At 60.3% G+C, this 16,330-nt stretch carries 8 protein-coding genes and 2 pseudogenes; 4 read left to right on the plus strand and 6 right to left on the minus strand.

Features of this window, described 5'->3' with window-relative positions; all coding sequences use genetic code 11:
* Positions 1-84: 84 nt before the first annotated feature.
* A complete protein-coding gene (locus JQ575_RS45400; RefSeq protein WP_249167268.1) occupies positions 85-591 on the minus strand; it encodes a hypothetical protein in 507 nt (168 codons plus the stop codon).
* Here JQ575_RS45400 and JQ575_RS45405 point away from each other — a divergent pair.
* Both JQ575_RS45405 and JQ575_RS41770 read left to right on the plus strand, forming a co-directional pair.
* Positions 590-820, plus strand: a complete 231-nt coding sequence (locus JQ575_RS45405; protein WP_249167269.1) for an ABC transporter substrate binding protein — start codon at positions 590-592, stop codon at positions 818-820. The genes JQ575_RS45400 and JQ575_RS45405 overlap by 2 nt on opposite strands.
* Before the next feature lie 343 nt (positions 821-1,163).
* Positions 1,164-2,150 (plus strand): ABC transporter substrate-binding protein, encoded by a 987-nt coding sequence (locus JQ575_RS41770; protein WP_212038975.1) that lies wholly within the window; start codon positions 1,164-1,166, stop codon positions 2,148-2,150.
* Between the two features lie 325 nt (positions 2,151-2,475).
* Here the strand turns inward: JQ575_RS41770 and JQ575_RS41775 are convergent.
* The 3 genes and pseudogenes from JQ575_RS41775 to JQ575_RS41785 all read right to left on the minus strand — a co-directional run bounded on the left by JQ575_RS41775 (position 2,476) and on the right by JQ575_RS41785 (position 8,746).
* Positions 2,476-3,923 (minus strand): annotated as a pseudogene (locus JQ575_RS41775) (TrkA C-terminal domain-containing protein).
* A gap of 380 nt (positions 3,924-4,303) precedes the next feature.
* The gene (locus tag JQ575_RS41780) at positions 4,304-4,639 is read right to left on the minus strand and encodes a hypothetical protein (RefSeq protein ID WP_212038976.1); all 336 of its coding nucleotides are present in this window, start codon (positions 4,637-4,639) and stop codon (positions 4,304-4,306) included.
* A gap of 714 nt (positions 4,640-5,353) precedes the next feature.
* Complete coding sequence (locus JQ575_RS41785; protein ID WP_212038977.1) at positions 5,354-8,746, minus strand: adenylate/guanylate cyclase domain-containing protein; 3,393 nt, start codon at positions 8,744-8,746, stop codon at positions 5,354-5,356.
* 267 nt (positions 8,747-9,013) lie between these two features.
* On the opposite strand from JQ575_RS41785, the gene JQ575_RS41790 reads away from it, so the two are divergent.
* Both JQ575_RS41790 and JQ575_RS41795 read left to right on the plus strand, forming a co-directional pair.
* Positions 9,014-13,048 (plus strand): GAF domain-containing protein, encoded by a 4,035-nt coding sequence (locus tag JQ575_RS41790; protein ID WP_212038978.1) that lies wholly within the window; start codon positions 9,014-9,016, stop codon positions 13,046-13,048.
* Positions 13,045-13,409: pseudogene (locus JQ575_RS41795) on the plus strand (response regulator). The gene JQ575_RS41790 and the pseudogene JQ575_RS41795 overlap by 4 nt, the downstream one beginning before the upstream one ends.
* A gap of 202 nt (positions 13,410-13,611) precedes the next feature.
* On the opposite strand, the gene lpxD reads toward JQ575_RS41795, so the two are convergent.
* Positions 13,612-14,682, minus strand: coding sequence for a UDP-3-O-(3-hydroxymyristoyl)glucosamine N-acyltransferase (gene lpxD, locus JQ575_RS41800; protein WP_212038979.1), 1,071 nt, complete (start codon positions 14,680-14,682; stop codon positions 13,612-13,614).
* Positions 14,683-15,083: 401 nt separating this feature from the next.
* Positions 15,084-15,812 carry a hypothetical protein gene (locus JQ575_RS41805; RefSeq protein WP_212038980.1) on the minus strand — a complete coding sequence of 243 codons (729 nt, stop codon included), beginning with the start codon at positions 15,810-15,812 and terminating at the stop codon, positions 15,084-15,086.
* Positions 15,813-16,330: the final 518 nt, after the last annotated feature.

Consider the following 16,330-nt stretch of genomic DNA (forward strand, 5'->3'; position numbering starts at 1 on the left):
CGGCGGATCAAAGCCGGCCGCCCCTGGCGACGTAGCCGAACTATCCATCGCAAACAGCCGACTTTTGCAACAAAATCGGCACTTTTAAGACATGCCGACGGGCCCTAGCATCCGCTTACCCGGGTCGGAAGTTCGCGGCGCCCTGTCAACGTGACGCGATGGACCCAATTTGATCACATCTAAGCCCTTCCGGAGTGCACGATTTAGGCGGTACGATGCCTTGTCCTTAATCTTGAGGTGGACATGAGGCGGCGGGAATTTGTCGGTCTTGTTGCCGGTGCGACGGTCGCTTGGCCGCTCGGCACGCTTGCGCAATAAGGAGCCAAGACTACACGCATCGGCATTCTGGCGCCCGGCCATGCAGAGGGGCCCGACGCCAGTCGAGCAAGTCTCAATGCCATGATCGAAGGGCTCCATCAGCTCGGTTACACCGAGGGACAAAACGTCTTCTTTGAGCGCCGGTTTGGAGAATCGAACCCGGATCGACTCCGTCAGGCCGCTGCTGAACTGGTCGAACGCCAGGTCGATGTCATCGTGGCGCAGAGCAGCCAAGCAAGCGACCAGCCAAATTCCAATCGTCGCAATAGGCATGGCCGATCCCGTCGAGGACGATCTGGTTGCCAGCCTGGCACGGCCAGGCGGGAATCTGACGGGAACAACCTTTCTTGGCCCGGAGCTAGTTGCCAAGCGACTGCAGCTGCTCAAGCAGGTAGTGCCGCAACTCTCCCGCGTGGCCGTCCTCTGGCATCCCCGTGCATACGGCGATCGCACAATGGCTGGCATGTCGAAGGAGATCGAGAGCGCGGCCCAGTCCCTGTGAATACAGATTCAACTGGTGTCGGCGGCCAGTCCCGACGATATAGCAGACGCATTCTCCGCCATGGTCAAAGAGCGCGCCGCCGCACTCAGTGTTTTTCCTAGCCCGATGTTGTTTGCCGAGTACCCCCGCATCGCCAGCCTGGCATCGGACAACCGGTTTCCCGCGATATACGCGGCGAGGGAGGGAGCGGCTGACCGGAAGTCGCCGTGGTCCGGCCAAGCCGACGCGAATGACCCACAGCGGACATCGCCAGTCTTAGATAATTTTGTGCCCGAGGCGTCTTTTGGCCCCTTCCGAGTCGCTGATCGGAGCAGTTAAGATGTTACCCGTCGGGGGCGCGGGCATGAAGCGGCGGGATTTTCTCGGTATCGTGAGTGGGGCGGTTGTTGCGGGGCCTATCGCGGTACGCGCGCAACAATCCGAGCGCGTGCGCTTCATTGGCATGCTCAACGCCCTCGAATCGGACGATCCGGAGGCACAGGCGCGGGCCGCGGTTTTTGAACAGGCTCTTCGGCAGTTAGGGTGGGTGGTCGGCCGCAATCTCAAGATCGAAGTTCGTCAGATCGGCGGCGATGCCGACCGTGGTCGCAGCGATGCGGCGGAACTGGTAGCTCTCACGCCGGACGTGATCGTGACCATCGGCAGTGCGGCCGTCGGACCATTGCAGCAGGCTACGCGTACTGTCCCGATCGTGTTCGTGAACGCTCCCGATCCGGTCGGTGCCGGCTTCGTCCAAAGCATGGCCCGCCCGGGCGGCAATATCACCGGCTTCTCGAATTTCGAATACAGCATGAGCGGCAAGTGGGCCGAGTTGCTCAAGCAAATCGCGCCAAACGTGACCCGGGCTCTGGTGTTTCGTGATCCAGCCACTGCGGCAGGCATCGGACAATTCGCGGCGGTTCGATCGGTATCGCAGAACCTTGGCATTGAACTCACACCCGTGAACGTGCGCGACACCGACGAAATCGAGCGGAGCGTAGCGGCGTTCACACGCTCCGGCAGTGGCGGCATGATTGTAACCTCAGGCGGCACAGGGTCTCGTCGCAAGCTCTTGATCGGTCTTGCCTCTCGTCACAAATTGCCATCGATTTATCCCTATCGCTATTACGCGGTGGACGGTGGCCTTATGACTTACGGAGCTAACACGCTCGATCCGCTCCGGCGCGCCGCGGGGTATGTCGATCGTATCCTCAAAGGCGAGAAACCGGCCGACATGCCGGTGCAGGCGCCGACCAAGTATGAGCTGATTATCAATCTCAAGACTGCAAAGGCGCTCGGCCTAACAGTACCGCAGGCGCTGCTCGCGACCGCCGACGAGGTGATCGAGTGAAGCGACGCGATGTCTGAATCTGGCACCTTTGAGACATACCCGCCTATCCTGAGAATGTCCGTTCACCGGGGTAGACCGAAAGTCGCCGTAGTCCGGCCAAACCGACGCGAATGACCCAAACCGGACACCAGCGAACTTTGAGGCGTAGGCATTAGGGCAGCGGCAGCGCCTAGATTTCCTCCTGGATACGTCGCGACGCGGCCTGGTCGTAGACGCGCGACGGCGCGATGACGCCGGCGAAAAGCAGCAGCGTAGCAGCTGCCAGGTTCCACAAGCCGTGCCAACACATATCAGGCTCCCTCGATGCTCCGGCGCCGGAGCAAACTCAGCCCGTAAAGGTGCAGGCCACGATGATCGGACCCAGCACGGTCAGGACAACGTTGCCGACGGCGTAGGGTACGGCGACGCCTAGCACCGGCGTCTGGCTCTCGGCGATCTCGCAGCATCCGGTCACTGCGGCGTCGACCGTCATGGCGCCGGCCAGCGCGCCGCAGGTGATGACCGGATTCATGCGAAGCACGTGATGGGCAAACAGCGTCGCGACGAGCAGCGGCACCAGGGTGACGACGAGGCCCATGCCGACCAGCAGCAGGCCATGCGCCTGGATCGCGACCCAGGCGGCGTGGCCGTTGGCAAGCCCGATGGCCGCGATGAAGCCGCCAAGTCCGATGTCGCTCAGCGTCTGCTGCGCGGCTGGAGGCATGGCGCCCATGGTGGGCCGGCGGGAACGGAGCCAGCCGCAGAGGAGGCCCGCAATCAGCGCTCCGCCGCCGCCGCCGAGCGTCAAGGCGACGGAGCCGACCTTCTCTCCGCGACCTCCTTGATGGAACGGCCATGCAGTTTGCGGCTATCGACCAGCACGTCGACCACGTTACCGGGGATCGCACGCAGGATTTCGTCGGCATCGATTTCGTTACCAATGACCGGCTTGGCGGCGACAATGGCGGCGGTCGGGCCGGCAATGACGATGTCGTCGCCGGCTTGGAGGACCGTGTCCAGATGCGGCTGAACATCGGCCCCGTTACGGACAATTCGCTCGACGACGGTTCGGCTGCCGACCTCGTCCTCGATCGCCTTGACGGTTCGGCCTGCGGCGGCCGACACGCGATAGGCCCGAGCCTGGAATTTGCGGTAGGCGAGATTCTCGGTCTTTGGTGGGGTGCCGCCCGAAAGCTCCGCCTCTAGCTTGGCCGCTTCCTTCTTCAGGTCGATCCGCATGAGCTTCGGCGCGACAAACGGCACGAACAGGAGCGTGAGGATGTAACCGAGCACATAAGTGACTGCATACCCGGCGGCTATGTTGGCCTCCTGTTGGTCCAGCACATTCTTTGGAAGTCCGAGTTGTGCCAGCGCCCCTGATGCCGTGCCGATGACGGAGGATTGCGTCAAGGCGCCGGCGGCGAGTCCGGATGCAGTGCCGGGATCAAGCGCAAATATGTAAGCGAAACCCAGAACGAGAATGAGACCGGTGCCGCCGAGCACCAACGCCAGCGCCACCTGCGCCAGGGTCCGTACGCTCAAGGAGGCAAAGAACTCGGGTCCCGACCGGTAGCCGATGGTGAATACGAACAGGCTGAACAGAATGCCCCTGAGCATCGGAGGAAACGTGAAGGGGCCGAGCTGTCCGATGAGAACGGCGACGATCAGTGTGCATGCCGTCGTGCCGAGCGCAAATCCGCGAATTCTGACGCGGCCGAGGACGGTGCCGATGGCCACCGCAAACAGCAGAAAGATTTCTGGAGCCGTGGAGATTATCCACCTGACGGTGTCCATGCTCGCAATTCCCCGGGGCACTGTTCGAATATGCAGCGATTGGATTTCAGGGAACTTGCGCAAGGCTTGATCCAAATCAATCATTAATCGGAAAGACGGCTACAGTCGTTCCTACGATCCGCCGCCTTCCTGCGCGCTAATCAGGTACTATGTCGCAAAGACAGCGTGCCTGCCGCCGAGGCGTGGGCTCGCAGCAGGGGCGCGACTGAGGCAGAAATTCAGACTGCTCGGCGTTGTATTAAGCCTCAACAGACCGTCCGTCTTGGCCAGGCAGCCGCATAGCAAACAATGAGGAACGTCAGTAGCCTCATCGTTCATTTCGTCAACTTCGGGCCAAATGCACGAGCAGCGGACGCTACAAGCATGGCAAAATCAATCGTTCAAAGTAGCAGCAGTGTGGCGACGCAGAGGATCAGAATTGCCTGCCAGCCGGCCTTGACGGTTCGATTTGTCTTGCGAGAAGATCCAATACCAATTCTTGCCGGCGGGTGGTTGTCGTTGGCGGGAGGCCTGCCCGCTTGAAGCAGTGCATCAGGGGTCCGAGGCGACCGACACATAGGCATGACGATGTCCTCCGGCGAGCATTCCGCTTTTGGAGTCTCGCCGTCAACCAATCCCATTCCGATCCAGGCTGCGGTGATACAAATCAATTGGTAAGCAGCACTGATCAACTCGACGCCAACCAGTTGTACAGCGGCAACCTTCCGCTTTTTCACTTGGGGAGGCAGACCGTCCTAAGCGTCTCGTCAGAGCTTCGGGCCTTCGCGTACTCTATTAATGCCTGCCGCGCCGCGTCGCACCGTTCTGCGCTGTTAAATTCCTGTGTCGCAATAACGGCGCCGTTCGCAACGCCAAGCCAACTAACGATGATTAGAACCTGGGGCATAATATCCTCCTCACCGGGACAATGGGCTGCCGACGACCGACAGCAGATGGGTTATCCGGGTAGGACGCATCGTTGATGCGTCCGGCGCGTTGATCTGGGTCAAGCGCCGTTGACGGCCTTTTGTGGACCTCGCCAGGCAGCAGCAGCACCCATTCGCAGTTAACAAAAAAAGGCCCCGGCACGGTGCCGGGGCCAAGGCTTGCTGAACGCAAGCCCGTGATCAGTAGCGGGCCGCGACCGGCGCCCCGTAGCCATCCTCGGCCACCGCAACATCCAGCACCGTGCGATACGCCGAGTTGTCGCCGGGCAGGTTCAGGGACTTCTGGAGATGACTACGGGGTGGGTTTACCCCTCCTGTTGGTGCAGGAACGCTTGTCCGGCGCGGGCGAAAATTACGCGAACATCTACCGAACTGATCCTGAAGTAAAAGCGCGCCTCGGCCGCATCGGTGTCGACAGATGGCTCCGCCACTCACAGGCAGCAGCCTGATCCGCTCGTCAGGTCCGTCTCGTCCGCGCGGAGAGGATCGCCGGCGACGTGAGGTCTACTCCAAAGCATCGAGCAGCGTCTTGGCCGCCTGCAAATCTGGCGTCGCCAGGCCTTCGGTGAAGCGGTCGAACAGCGGACGGAGGAGCGCCTTGCCTTCGACTATACGGCCGCTCGCGGCAAAGTGGGTTGCCAATCCGCCCGCAGCCCGAAGTTCCAGTGCAAGCGCGCCCTGTTCTCGCGCTAGCTGCAGCGCCACTCGATACTCTTCCTCAATACGGGGGCTGTTTGGGTCCAGCCGATGGAGCGCCTCGGCGCGGAGGCGATGGAGATCGGAAACAAACATCTGCTGATGGGTTTCGACCGATAGTATCTGCAATTCCTCGAGGAAATTCAGCGCCTCTTCGGTGCGGCCCATCTCAAGCTTGGTGCGAGCCACCAAAGTGCCCAGGAAAGTCAGATAAAGCCGCTCCTTCCTTTCGTGGAGACTGCGAAAGCTCGCTTCCATTTGGTCAGTGCCGCGCCCGATTTGACCCTGTCGCGCAATCACCCACCCGGCCTGAAAGCGACCGAGGCGAGCAGGCCAACCCAAGTTGGCTTCGGCAGCCACCGCAACCATGGCTTGAGTGTTGGAATCGGCAGCCGCATCGTCCTCGACCATCATGGCGAAGAAGGTGCCCATCATGTGCGCGTTCGCCATGCTCAATGGATGGCCGAGTTCGGTGCCGAGGCTAATCGCCCGCACGCAGAGACTTTGAGCGCGTTCAGCCAAGCCGGCCTGCCAAAAAGTGATAGCGCCACTGCTGCAGGCACAAACGCCAGGATCATGAGCGCCATACATCGACCAGTGGTCGCGATGTTGCCCCAGATTGTACCGCGCAAGCCCATGTTCTATGGCTTCTCTGGCAATTAAGACGTGACCGCGCGCCACCGCCGTGGTCCAGCGCGCATGGTGAGCCTGCAATTGTAAATCCTCGGCTCCGATCCGGTTGGCCATCCCCACCAGCACATCAGCGCGCGCGGCGGCTTCGGGCAGTTTTCCGCCCACCGAATGGACCATCCAATCGGCCCACCGGGCGCGGAATTGCAGCGGATCGTCGCCTAACGGCGCGCTAACTGTAAGTGCGTCGGTCGCTATCTGGGCGTGTTCAGTCGATGATGGACCCTGCAGTGCCACCATCGCGATGCCACGGCCCAGCAAAAGGCCGGTTTCCTCGCGTATCCTCGCTTCCGAAGGCGCCTCCTTTGCCACCAGCGCCAATGCCTTGGCGAAATGATTTGTTGCCTCGGCGTAGGTCGCGTTTGCCAGAGCCAGCCGGCCAGCACGGCTCCAGTACTCCTTGGCTGGTGTCTCCAGTCCAGCCGCCTCGCAATGGAACGCAATCGTTTCGGGCTGCCGCGCCGTCAGATCCGGAAATTTCTCCGGCAGAACCTGCGCTATTCGGGAATGGATTTGCTGACGTCGCGCCCGCAAAAGGCTGGCATAGGCGGCGTCCTGAACCAGCGCATGCTTAAAAACGTAGGTGGCATCGGGCGGCTCGCCCCGAACATAAACGAGTTCGGCGTTGGCCAATTGTCCCAACGCTTCCTTGAGCTCGTTGTCGCGCAACTCGGACACGGCAGCGAGCAGATCGTAGGAAAATTCGCGGCCGATCGCTGAGCCAATCTGCGCAACTTCCTTGACTGGCGACAGACGCTCGAGCCGCGCCATCAACGAATCTTGAAGGGTACTGGGAATCGCCATCGGCGGCATTGGGCCGGTATGGGCGTAACTTCCGTCACGTTCGATCAGCAGACCTGATTCTAGCACTGTCTTGGTCAGTTCCTCAATGAATAACGGAATGCCATCCGTCTTGGTTACGATCTGCTCAACGACATCTGCCGGCAGCCGCTTGCCAGCGCACAAGCTGTCAATCAGCTCGGTGGATTGCCGTCGCGCGAGCCGGTTGAGTGTGAGCCCTGTCACGTGTGGCAAATGCCCCCAGGGAGGGACGAACTCCGGACGGAAAGTTATTAGCGCGAAGACCGGCAGGTCGCGAACGCGATCGAGACACAGGCCGATGAGCTCGCGCGTCGTGGGATCGATCCAGTGGACGTCCTCGACCAGCCAATAGACCGGCTTGATCCGCGCCAGCGCCACGAACTGGCCGGCGAGCGCTTCGAGCGTGCGCCGCTTGAGCACGTCAGAAGTAACATTGGGCATGACATGGCCGCTGCCGAGCGGAATGCCGAGCAGGGTTGCCAGCAACGGCACCACCTCTTCCCTGTTCCGGGTCAAGGGCGCGAGCAGAGCTTCGAGCTTGGCCAAGCGGATAGTGGCATCGTCGTCCACGTTCAGGTCGGCGGCGTATTCGAGCTGGGAAATGACCGGCTGCAGTGCGCTACTGACATGGAATGGAGAACACTGGTAGCGGATCCAGGTGTGGTCGACCCCCTCCAGGCGCTGGCGCAGCTGCTCGGCGATACGAGACTTGCCAATGCCGGCCTCGCCGCACAGCAGCACGGCTTGCCCTTCGCCGCTTAGCGCCTGTTCCCAGCGACTGTTCAGCAGCGCCACTTCCGACTCGCGCCCGACGAAGCGGCTGAGCCCCGTTACGTGTGCCGCCTCAAAGCGGGAGGCAGCAATATCGCCTGCCACCTGCCAAACACGCGCGGGTTCGGAAATGCCCTTCAGCTTGTGGTCACCGAGATCGACATAGCGGAAAGCGCCACGCGTCAGTGCGCGTGTACTGTCGGCGATCACCACAGTGTTGGGCTCGGCCAGCCCCTGCAACCTTGCGGCCAGGTTCGGAGTGTCGCCAATGGCAGAAAGCTCGGAAGCTCCGTCCGGCGCGGCGACCGCGCCGACCACGACCATTCCTGTTGCGATGCCCACCCGCACCGACAGCCTATGGCCGCTAACGGGCGCCAATCGACCAATGGCCTGGACGATGTCGCGCGCCGCACGCACTGCGCGCTCCGCTGCGTCCTCGTGTGCATGAGGATAGCCGAAGTAAGCAAGCACGCCGTCGCCCAAATACTTCGCCAGGTAGCCGTCGTAGCGCGCGATGGACCCGGCACAGGCGTCCTGATAGGCACGCATGACGTCGCGGACGTCTTCGGGATCGGCACGGGCAGCGAGTTCAGTCGAGCCGACGAGATCGGCGAACATTACTGTGAGCTGCCGGCGCTCGCCATCGGCTGACGATTGGCTCGCTGCGCCGCGGACTTCGGCTGGAGGCATGGCGATCTTGCCTACATCGCCCACGACCGGCGCCGGCGTGCCATTCGCCATGCGCAATTCGACGATGGCCTTCATCAGGCGAACGCGATGGCCAAGCGAGAGCCCGAGTTCTTTGAGATGAGCCTCTTCTAGCTCGAGCAGCGCTGCGCCATCGATATCGTTGTCGGCGAACGTCCCGGTATATTGAGACAACCCCAGATCTCTAAGGAATGGGGCAAGTTCGACCATCAGACCTCCCCAAGAGCGGGTCTTGGATGCTGACGGTCCCAAGCCCCCTGAACCAACATTAGCCTAGTCATTCCCAGGCGGGTTGGGGCGATTTGTCGCTCGCCGCGTCGGGTCAGTGATGTCCGGTTCGGGGCGGGAGCACGGCCGGTCCATCCTATTAGCGGACGTCAGCTGGGCTAGCCGGCAACCAGCGACACAGCCCAATCCGCCCCTTCCTGAAGGACGGTTTAGCCCGTTAAGATGGCCTTCTTGACCCTGGGGGCGGATATGGCGCGGCCATCAAGAACGGGTAGCAAGACGAGCGGGGCGAGCGCCCGCGACGCTAAGCCCGCAGAGGGCCGCAAGACCACCAAGACCAAGCCCCGCATTGCGCCAGCGGCCGCCCGGGTTAGGCGTTGTTCAACCTCCGATCCGAGCCAAGATCTGAAGGAAGCCCGCGAACAGCAGGCGGCGACGGCCGAGATATTGAAGGTCATCGCCAGTTCGCCTGACGACGTGCAGCCGGTATTCGATGCCATTGTGGCCAACGCCGACAGGTTGATCGGCGGCTTCTCGGCCGGGGTGTATCGGTTTGTCGGCGGCATTTGTCATCTTGAGGCCTTTACGCCGGTAAATCCGGCCGCGGACGAAATGATGAGAGCCCGGTTCCCGCGCCCAATTGCCGGCATGTGGCATTTTGAACGGGCGCATGCCGGCGAGATCGTGGAGTTCGCCGACACCGAAACCGAGGCCGCGGCCTTGCCGTTGAGGGAAATAGCGCGGGCGCGCGGCTTTCGAAGCCTGTTGTATGTGCCCCTGATGAGCAAGGGAACGGCGATTGGCTTCATCGCCGTCAGCCGCAAGAACCCCGGCTCGTTTTTAGCCCATCACGTCGAACTACTGCGCACATTCGCAGACCAGGCCGTCATCGCCATCGAAAATGTGCGGCTGTTCAACGAGGTTCAGGTTAAGACCGCTGATCTGTCCGAGTCGCTGCAGCAGCAGACCGCGACCGCCGATGTTCTGAAAGTGATTAGCCGCTCGGCGTTCGATTTGCAGGCCGTGCTGGACACGCTGGTCAAGTCGGCCGCGCAGCTCTGCGAGGCGGACGAGGGGGTTATTCTTCAGCCGAAAGGCGACGGCTACGCCCTCGCTGCGGACTGGGGACTGGTCCCCGGCAAGAGGGAGTTCATCCGGCAACTCGTTTTCCGGCCGGGGGAAAGCACCCTGACCAGCAGGTTTTTGACCGGAGGTAACGCCGTTCACATTCATGATGTTCTGGCAGAGCCCGACTTTATGGCCCGGGGGGACCCCGACCCGGCCCGTACCAGATTGGGCGTACCGCTGTTGCGCGATGGCGCGCCCGCCGGCGTGTTTGTGCTGACGCGGCGCGAGGTCCGGCCTTTCACCGACCGGCAGATCGAACTGGTACAGACCTTTGCGGCGCAGGCGGTCATCGCCGTCGAGAACGCGCGGCTGTTCAACGAGACCAGGGAGGCGCTGGAACGGCAGACCGCAACGGCCGAAATCCTGAAGGTCATCGCCAGCTCGCCCTCCGATGTGCAGCCGGTATTCGAAGCGATCGCCGAGCGTGCAACCAAGCTCATCGGTGGCCATTCAACCACGGTGCTCCGCATTGATGGCGATATGATTGATGTGGCCGCGTTCACGCCGGTCAGCGAGCAAGCTGATGCGGTGCTCCGGGCGGCATTCCCGGTACAGATCGCGGGCAACCCGGCGTTCGAAATGCTTCGCCGCGGCGAGACCTCGGAGATTGCCGATAGCGAGTCGGAGATTTATGCCGATCGCAACGTCAGGGATATGGGGCGGGCGCGGGGCTTTCGAAGCAGGCTCCTGGTGCCGCTCTGGAGCGACAGCGGCGCCATCGGCGCGATTAGTGTCGCGCGCGTCGAGCCCGGCGCTTTTCCCGGCCACCACGTGCAACTGCTGCAGACCTTCGCCGACCAGGCCGTGATTGCCATCGAGAATGCTCGGCTTTTCAATGAGACAAAGGACGCGCTGGAGCGGCAGACCGCGACGGCCGAGATCCTCAAGGTCATCAACAACTCGCCCGGCGACCTGGCTCCGGTGTTCGAAGTTATTCTTGAGAAGGCGACGCTTATTTGCGGCGCAAGTTTTGGCGTTTTCACCACCTACGAAGGTGACGACATGCACCAAGTTGTCGCAACACGGGGCGTGCCGTCTGCGGTCACCGACCTATGGCGCCGCCCGGTCCGTCTAGGCCCCGAAACGGGAATGGGTCGGCTCGTGCGTGGCGAGAACTTCGTCCACATCATCGACGCCTCGGACGATGAGGGCTACCGGGGCGGCAATCCTGTGCGTCGCGCGTTGGTCGACATTGCAGGTGCCCGTACGTACCTTGCCGTACCGCTCGGCCGAGACGAAGTCATTATCGGAGCTTTTACGATCTATCGCCGGGAAGTCCGACCTTTCATCGACAAGCAGATAGCGCTGCTGCAGACCTTCGCCGATCAGGCCGTGATCGCGATTGAGAACGCCCGGCTGTTCGACGAAGTGCAGGCGAAGACCCGCGATCTCAGCGAGTCACTGCAGCAACAGACCGCCACCGCCGATGTGCTCAAGGTAATCAGCCGCTCGTCGGTCGACCTCGAAACGGTGCTCGACACACTGGTGGAGACGGTGGTGCGCCTCTGCCGCGCTGACCAAGCGCTTATGTACCGCCAAAAAGATGACAGGTATCACTTGGTCGCGGTGCGCGGCCTTTCAGCGGAGGTAACAGAATTCATCCTCGCTAACCCGTTTGCGGCCGATCGCGGCACCGTGGCCGGCCGGGCGGTTCTGGAGCACCGCGCGGTCCACATCCCGGACGCTTTGCAGGATCCCGAATACCATTATGAGGGAGCAAAGCTCGCCGGTGGCCGTACGTTGCTCGGCATTCCGCTGCTGCGAGAGGACGTTTTAATCGGCATACTGGTCGTTGTTCGCACACGCGCCGATCCCTTCACGTCGAAAGAGATCGAACTCGCCACCAGCTTCTCCGATCAGGCGGTGATTGCGATCGAGAACGCACGACTGTTCGAGGAGTTGCGCGATCGCCAGGCCGAGCTTCGCGTCACCTTCGACAACATGGGCGACGGCGTCGTCATGTTTGACGCCGCAGCGCGGCTTACCGCGTGGAACCGCAATTTCCAGGAGATGCTCGATCTACCGGACGCCTTCCTCGCGGGGCGGCCGAGCTATGCCGAGTATTTCCGCTATCTTGCTGACCGCGGCGAGTACTCGCCCGATCTCGAAGCGCAACTGAGCCGCACCATTGAAGATATCAGCCGCGATATCGAAATGCGCTTCGAACGGACGCGACCCGACGGCCGCGTCATCGAGGTGCGCCGCAATCCGGTGCCTAGTGGCGGCTTCGTGCTTATCTACAGCGACATCACAGAGAGAAAGCATGCGGAGGAGGCGATTGGCACAGCGCGAGACGCGGCCGAGGCCGCGTTGCGCGATTTGCAGACTGCACAGGATCGCCTGATCCAGACCGAAAAACTTGCCTCGCTCGGACAACTCACAGCGGGCATCGCGCACGAGATCAAGAACCCGCTCAACTTCGTCAATAACTTCTCGGCGGTTTCGGCGGAATTGACCGACGAGCTGAATGACGTGCTCAAACCGGTCACGCTCGACAGCAAGGTCCGGGGAGAAGTCGACGAGTTAACCGGCTTACTGAAGGACAATCTCGAAAAAGTCGTGCAGCATGGCAAGCGCGCCGACTCCATCGTCAAAAACATGCTGCTGCATTCGCGCGAGGGCTCCGGCGAACAAAGGCCCACGGACATCAATGCGCTCGTGGATGAGAGCCTCAATCTCGCGTATCACGGCGCACGCGCAGAAAAAGGCGAGTTCAATATTACGCTGCAACGCGACTTCGATGCGGACGCGGGTACAATCGAGCTATTTCCGCAGGAGATCACCCGCGCATTTCTCAATCTGATCGCGAACGGCGTCTATGCTGCGACCAAGCGCAAGACCGAGGACAAACAACCTGGTTTTGAGCCAACCCTGTGGGCGACCACCAAGAGCCTCGTAACCACCGTGGAAATTCGTATTCGCGACAACGGCACTGGCATCCCGGCCGAAGTGCAGGAAAAGATGTTCAACCCGTTCTTCACCACCAAGCCAGCCGGTGAAGGAACCGGACTTGGTCTGTCGATGACGCACGACATCATCGTGAAACAGCACGGCGGTAGAATTGATGTCGTGACCGAACCTGGGCAGTTCACGGAATTTACTATCGTCCTGCCGAGGACGAGCAATGTATCAGGCAGGCATCGAGGTGACACGTGAGCGTTCTGGTTCTTGTGGTCGACGACGAGCCTGACGTCGAGGCGTTGTTCCGCCAGCAGTTTCGGCGCGACCTGCGTGCGCAACGCTTCGTCATGGATTTCGCGATTCCGCAGCGGATGCGCTGTCGCGGATCGAGGAGCCCATCGAACAGACCCTGATATTGATCCTCTCGGACATCAACATGCCCGGGATTGAGATGCTGCCGAAAGTCTGGGTGATGCGACCCGACGTCCCCATCATCATGATCACTGCCTACGGCGATCCCGAAACCAAGCGGAAGGCGATAGAAGGCGGTGCGTCAGGGGTGCTGACCAAGCCTATCGACTTCACCTTGCTTCGGCAAGAGATCGACGCGCGGTAAGGCTAGGCCAGTTGAACGGCCCTGCCCCTCGAGTTCATGACTATCGTATCGGCGCGAAACGGAATACCCGGAGCCGATCAGGCGATGTCCGTTGACGGGGGTAGACCGGAAGTGGCTGGCCGACCGTCAAACCGACGCGATTGACCCAGAACAGACATGGCTGGATTTCTCATGCTCGAGCCGAATCGAGCGCGCGGCAACCTCAGCTCTTATCGGAAAGAGTCGGAGGGGCTGCAGCGTAATCGCCGGATTTCGTAAGTCGAGCCAGCGTAGCCAATTGCCGCAACCACTGCATTCTTGGTCGGGCCGGATAGCCGCCCCAGGTTTTTCCCGGCGGGACGTCATTCATAACTCCTGAACCCCCTGCCACCCTTCCACCCCTGCCGATCGTGACGTGGGATGCGATGGCAACTCTGCCACCTAGGACGACAAAATCTTCAAGCGTCACGCTGCCACTGAGACCCGACTGTGCGACGATAATACAATGGCGGCCAATGACTACGTTGTGGCCGACCTGACATAGATTGTCGATCTTTGTAGCTTCTCCAATGATCGTGTCCCTTATGCCGCCACGATCAATCGTCGTCCCGGCGCCGATCTCCACGTCGTCATGGATAATTACCCGTCCAGTTTGGGGAACTTTCTGCTGTGGGAAACCCGCAATATAACCAAAACCGTCCTGCCCAATACGGCATCCGGGATGGATTATGACGCGCTCACCTATGAGCGTATGGGTGATCGAACAGCCTGCGCCAATCGTGCAGTCGCGGCCGATCAACACGTCAGGCCCGATTACGGCCGTTGCGGCGATGATGCTTCCCGCTCCAATCTCAGCCCGAGGCCCGATCACAGCTCCCGGATCAACCGTTATTCCGCTCCCTAGGCGCGCAGTTGGATGGATGGTTGAGCCTGGAGAAATTTCGCCAGTTTCGTAAAGGGATGTCGGGCGAAGGGATCGCGGATACAGTTCACTATGTACGTCAACAAAAGCCTGATAGGGCTGCTCCGTCGGCAACAGGATGAGAGTACCTGGGGCGCGGCTTTCGAAGCGCCGAAGCATTAGACAGGCCCCCGCGCGCGTTGTCGCAAGCGCGTCGGCGTATTTATTGCTTTCGATAAAAGCGAGGTCATTCGGCCCGGCAAGTTCGAGTGGCGCCACATCTGTAATCAGGTGGGAAAGCCGCCTTGCATCATGGCATTCGGCACCGGTCAGCGAAATGATTTTGGCTACTGTCAAACCAGCGGGGCTATCGAAGAATCTGCGTTCACCCATATCCCACCCCAAATTGAAAACGGAGAATCGAGTTCTCGGTAACCTGCATCGCCAGTTTTATTGCCATGCTTTCGAAGAGAGCGACGTTCGTCCCGTCAAGCAGCGGGAGACAGCACGACCGAGTTTTGGCGAGAGCAGATCGTCCCGCAGGGCGAGGAGCGAAGGCGACGAGATATAAGCTCGACGGACCCGTTCCTACTATGGTACCGAGCCCTCGTTATTCGAGCCCGTCGGGTCATAAGATAGCACGTCGCCATCCGAAATTGGCACTAAACGGACCTCCGGGAATGTCCGTCCAATGTGTCCGCCTTCGGGAGTAAAGCAGACTTCCCACCGCAATGCCGCGACTTCTGTTTTTGACCCAAGACGGACATGCATCTTATCCGGAATTGTCACGGCATTCAAAAACGCTGCCGTATCCCGATTACATTTGCGTTGTTCCCCTCCTTCATGCCACCGAGCGTGCCGTATCCACCGGAGCGGTGCTGGATGCGGATAACCAATTCGGTATCGGGAAGGGTAGCCAAGGCAAACGCAAGGTCAAAGCCCAAGTAAAAAAGAACATGGCTGTTGCCCTGATGGGCGATCTGATTCAGGCCCTCTTGGCCAATCGGATTTGATACTGCGCTTAGTCCAAACACAAAGCCTGGCGAAATCCGAACCGCATCAAACAATGCGACACCCTGGTGTCGAAATGAGATGCCGCCCCACAGCTCTGCTGAATGTTTCATTCTATTTGAGTAAGCGACGGTGTCACAACAAACCGTGTAGTTGCCGAACCGATCAGCGAGTCCGATCTCCGCGCCAATCAGAATTCCACTGTTGAACTGAAAAAAGTCGCGTTGATAGGCTCCGGCTACGATGTAATTGTCATAGAACATCGTCCGTGGTGCACCAACGCCGAAGGCAAATGTCTCCCCGAGATTTCCCGAGTTTGTGCGACCTGCAAACCCAAACACTGACTGCTTGAGATTAGGTTGATTAGCCAATTTGAACGGACTTAGAAAATAGGAATAGTCGGCTTCCGGGTTTCGCGGTTGGTCGGAAGCGAGTTCCGCGGATCGGCTAGACGCGGGGATACTCAATCCACATGCCAGCGCGCAAATTCCGAGTGCAAGAACAGATCGCAACATGCATCTCCGCACAACACAGTCAAACTCTCGCTCGGAATAGGTACGAGTACTCGGCGCCGATCCCGGACTAAAGGATAACCGCATAGTCGGCTATGAAGTGCCGTGCCTTAACGGCAACACTTCATTTCATATGAGATCAAAATGGCAAATCGTGCCAATTGGTCGCACTTTTTGGAGCTTGCTGACCATCCCCACAGGTTCACGGTTACCATTCGCAATGCGCGCAAAACTCCTCGCGTTTGAGACATGCCGCGATGTCCGTGTTGAGTCCGCTATCGCGGGCAAAGCGGAAGGTGGGATTGGCGTCAGTCTGACCGAGTTGGATCGGTTACCCACTTTTCCCGGCGTGCCAATTCCGCACGCAAGGGAATGGCACAAACTGCATAGTCCGATAGGACACGACCCTTGCCATTTTTTCCCAAATCAAAGTTCGCCTGTGGCAATCCGGATACAGGTCGAAGCAATCAAATCATTCATGCTGGGGAATGGGAATACATGTACACGCCGCGCGGCTG

Source organism: Bradyrhizobium sp. JYMT SZCCT0428 (assembly GCF_018131075.1).
Taxonomy (GTDB): Bacteria; Pseudomonadota; Alphaproteobacteria; order Rhizobiales; family Xanthobacteraceae; genus Bradyrhizobium.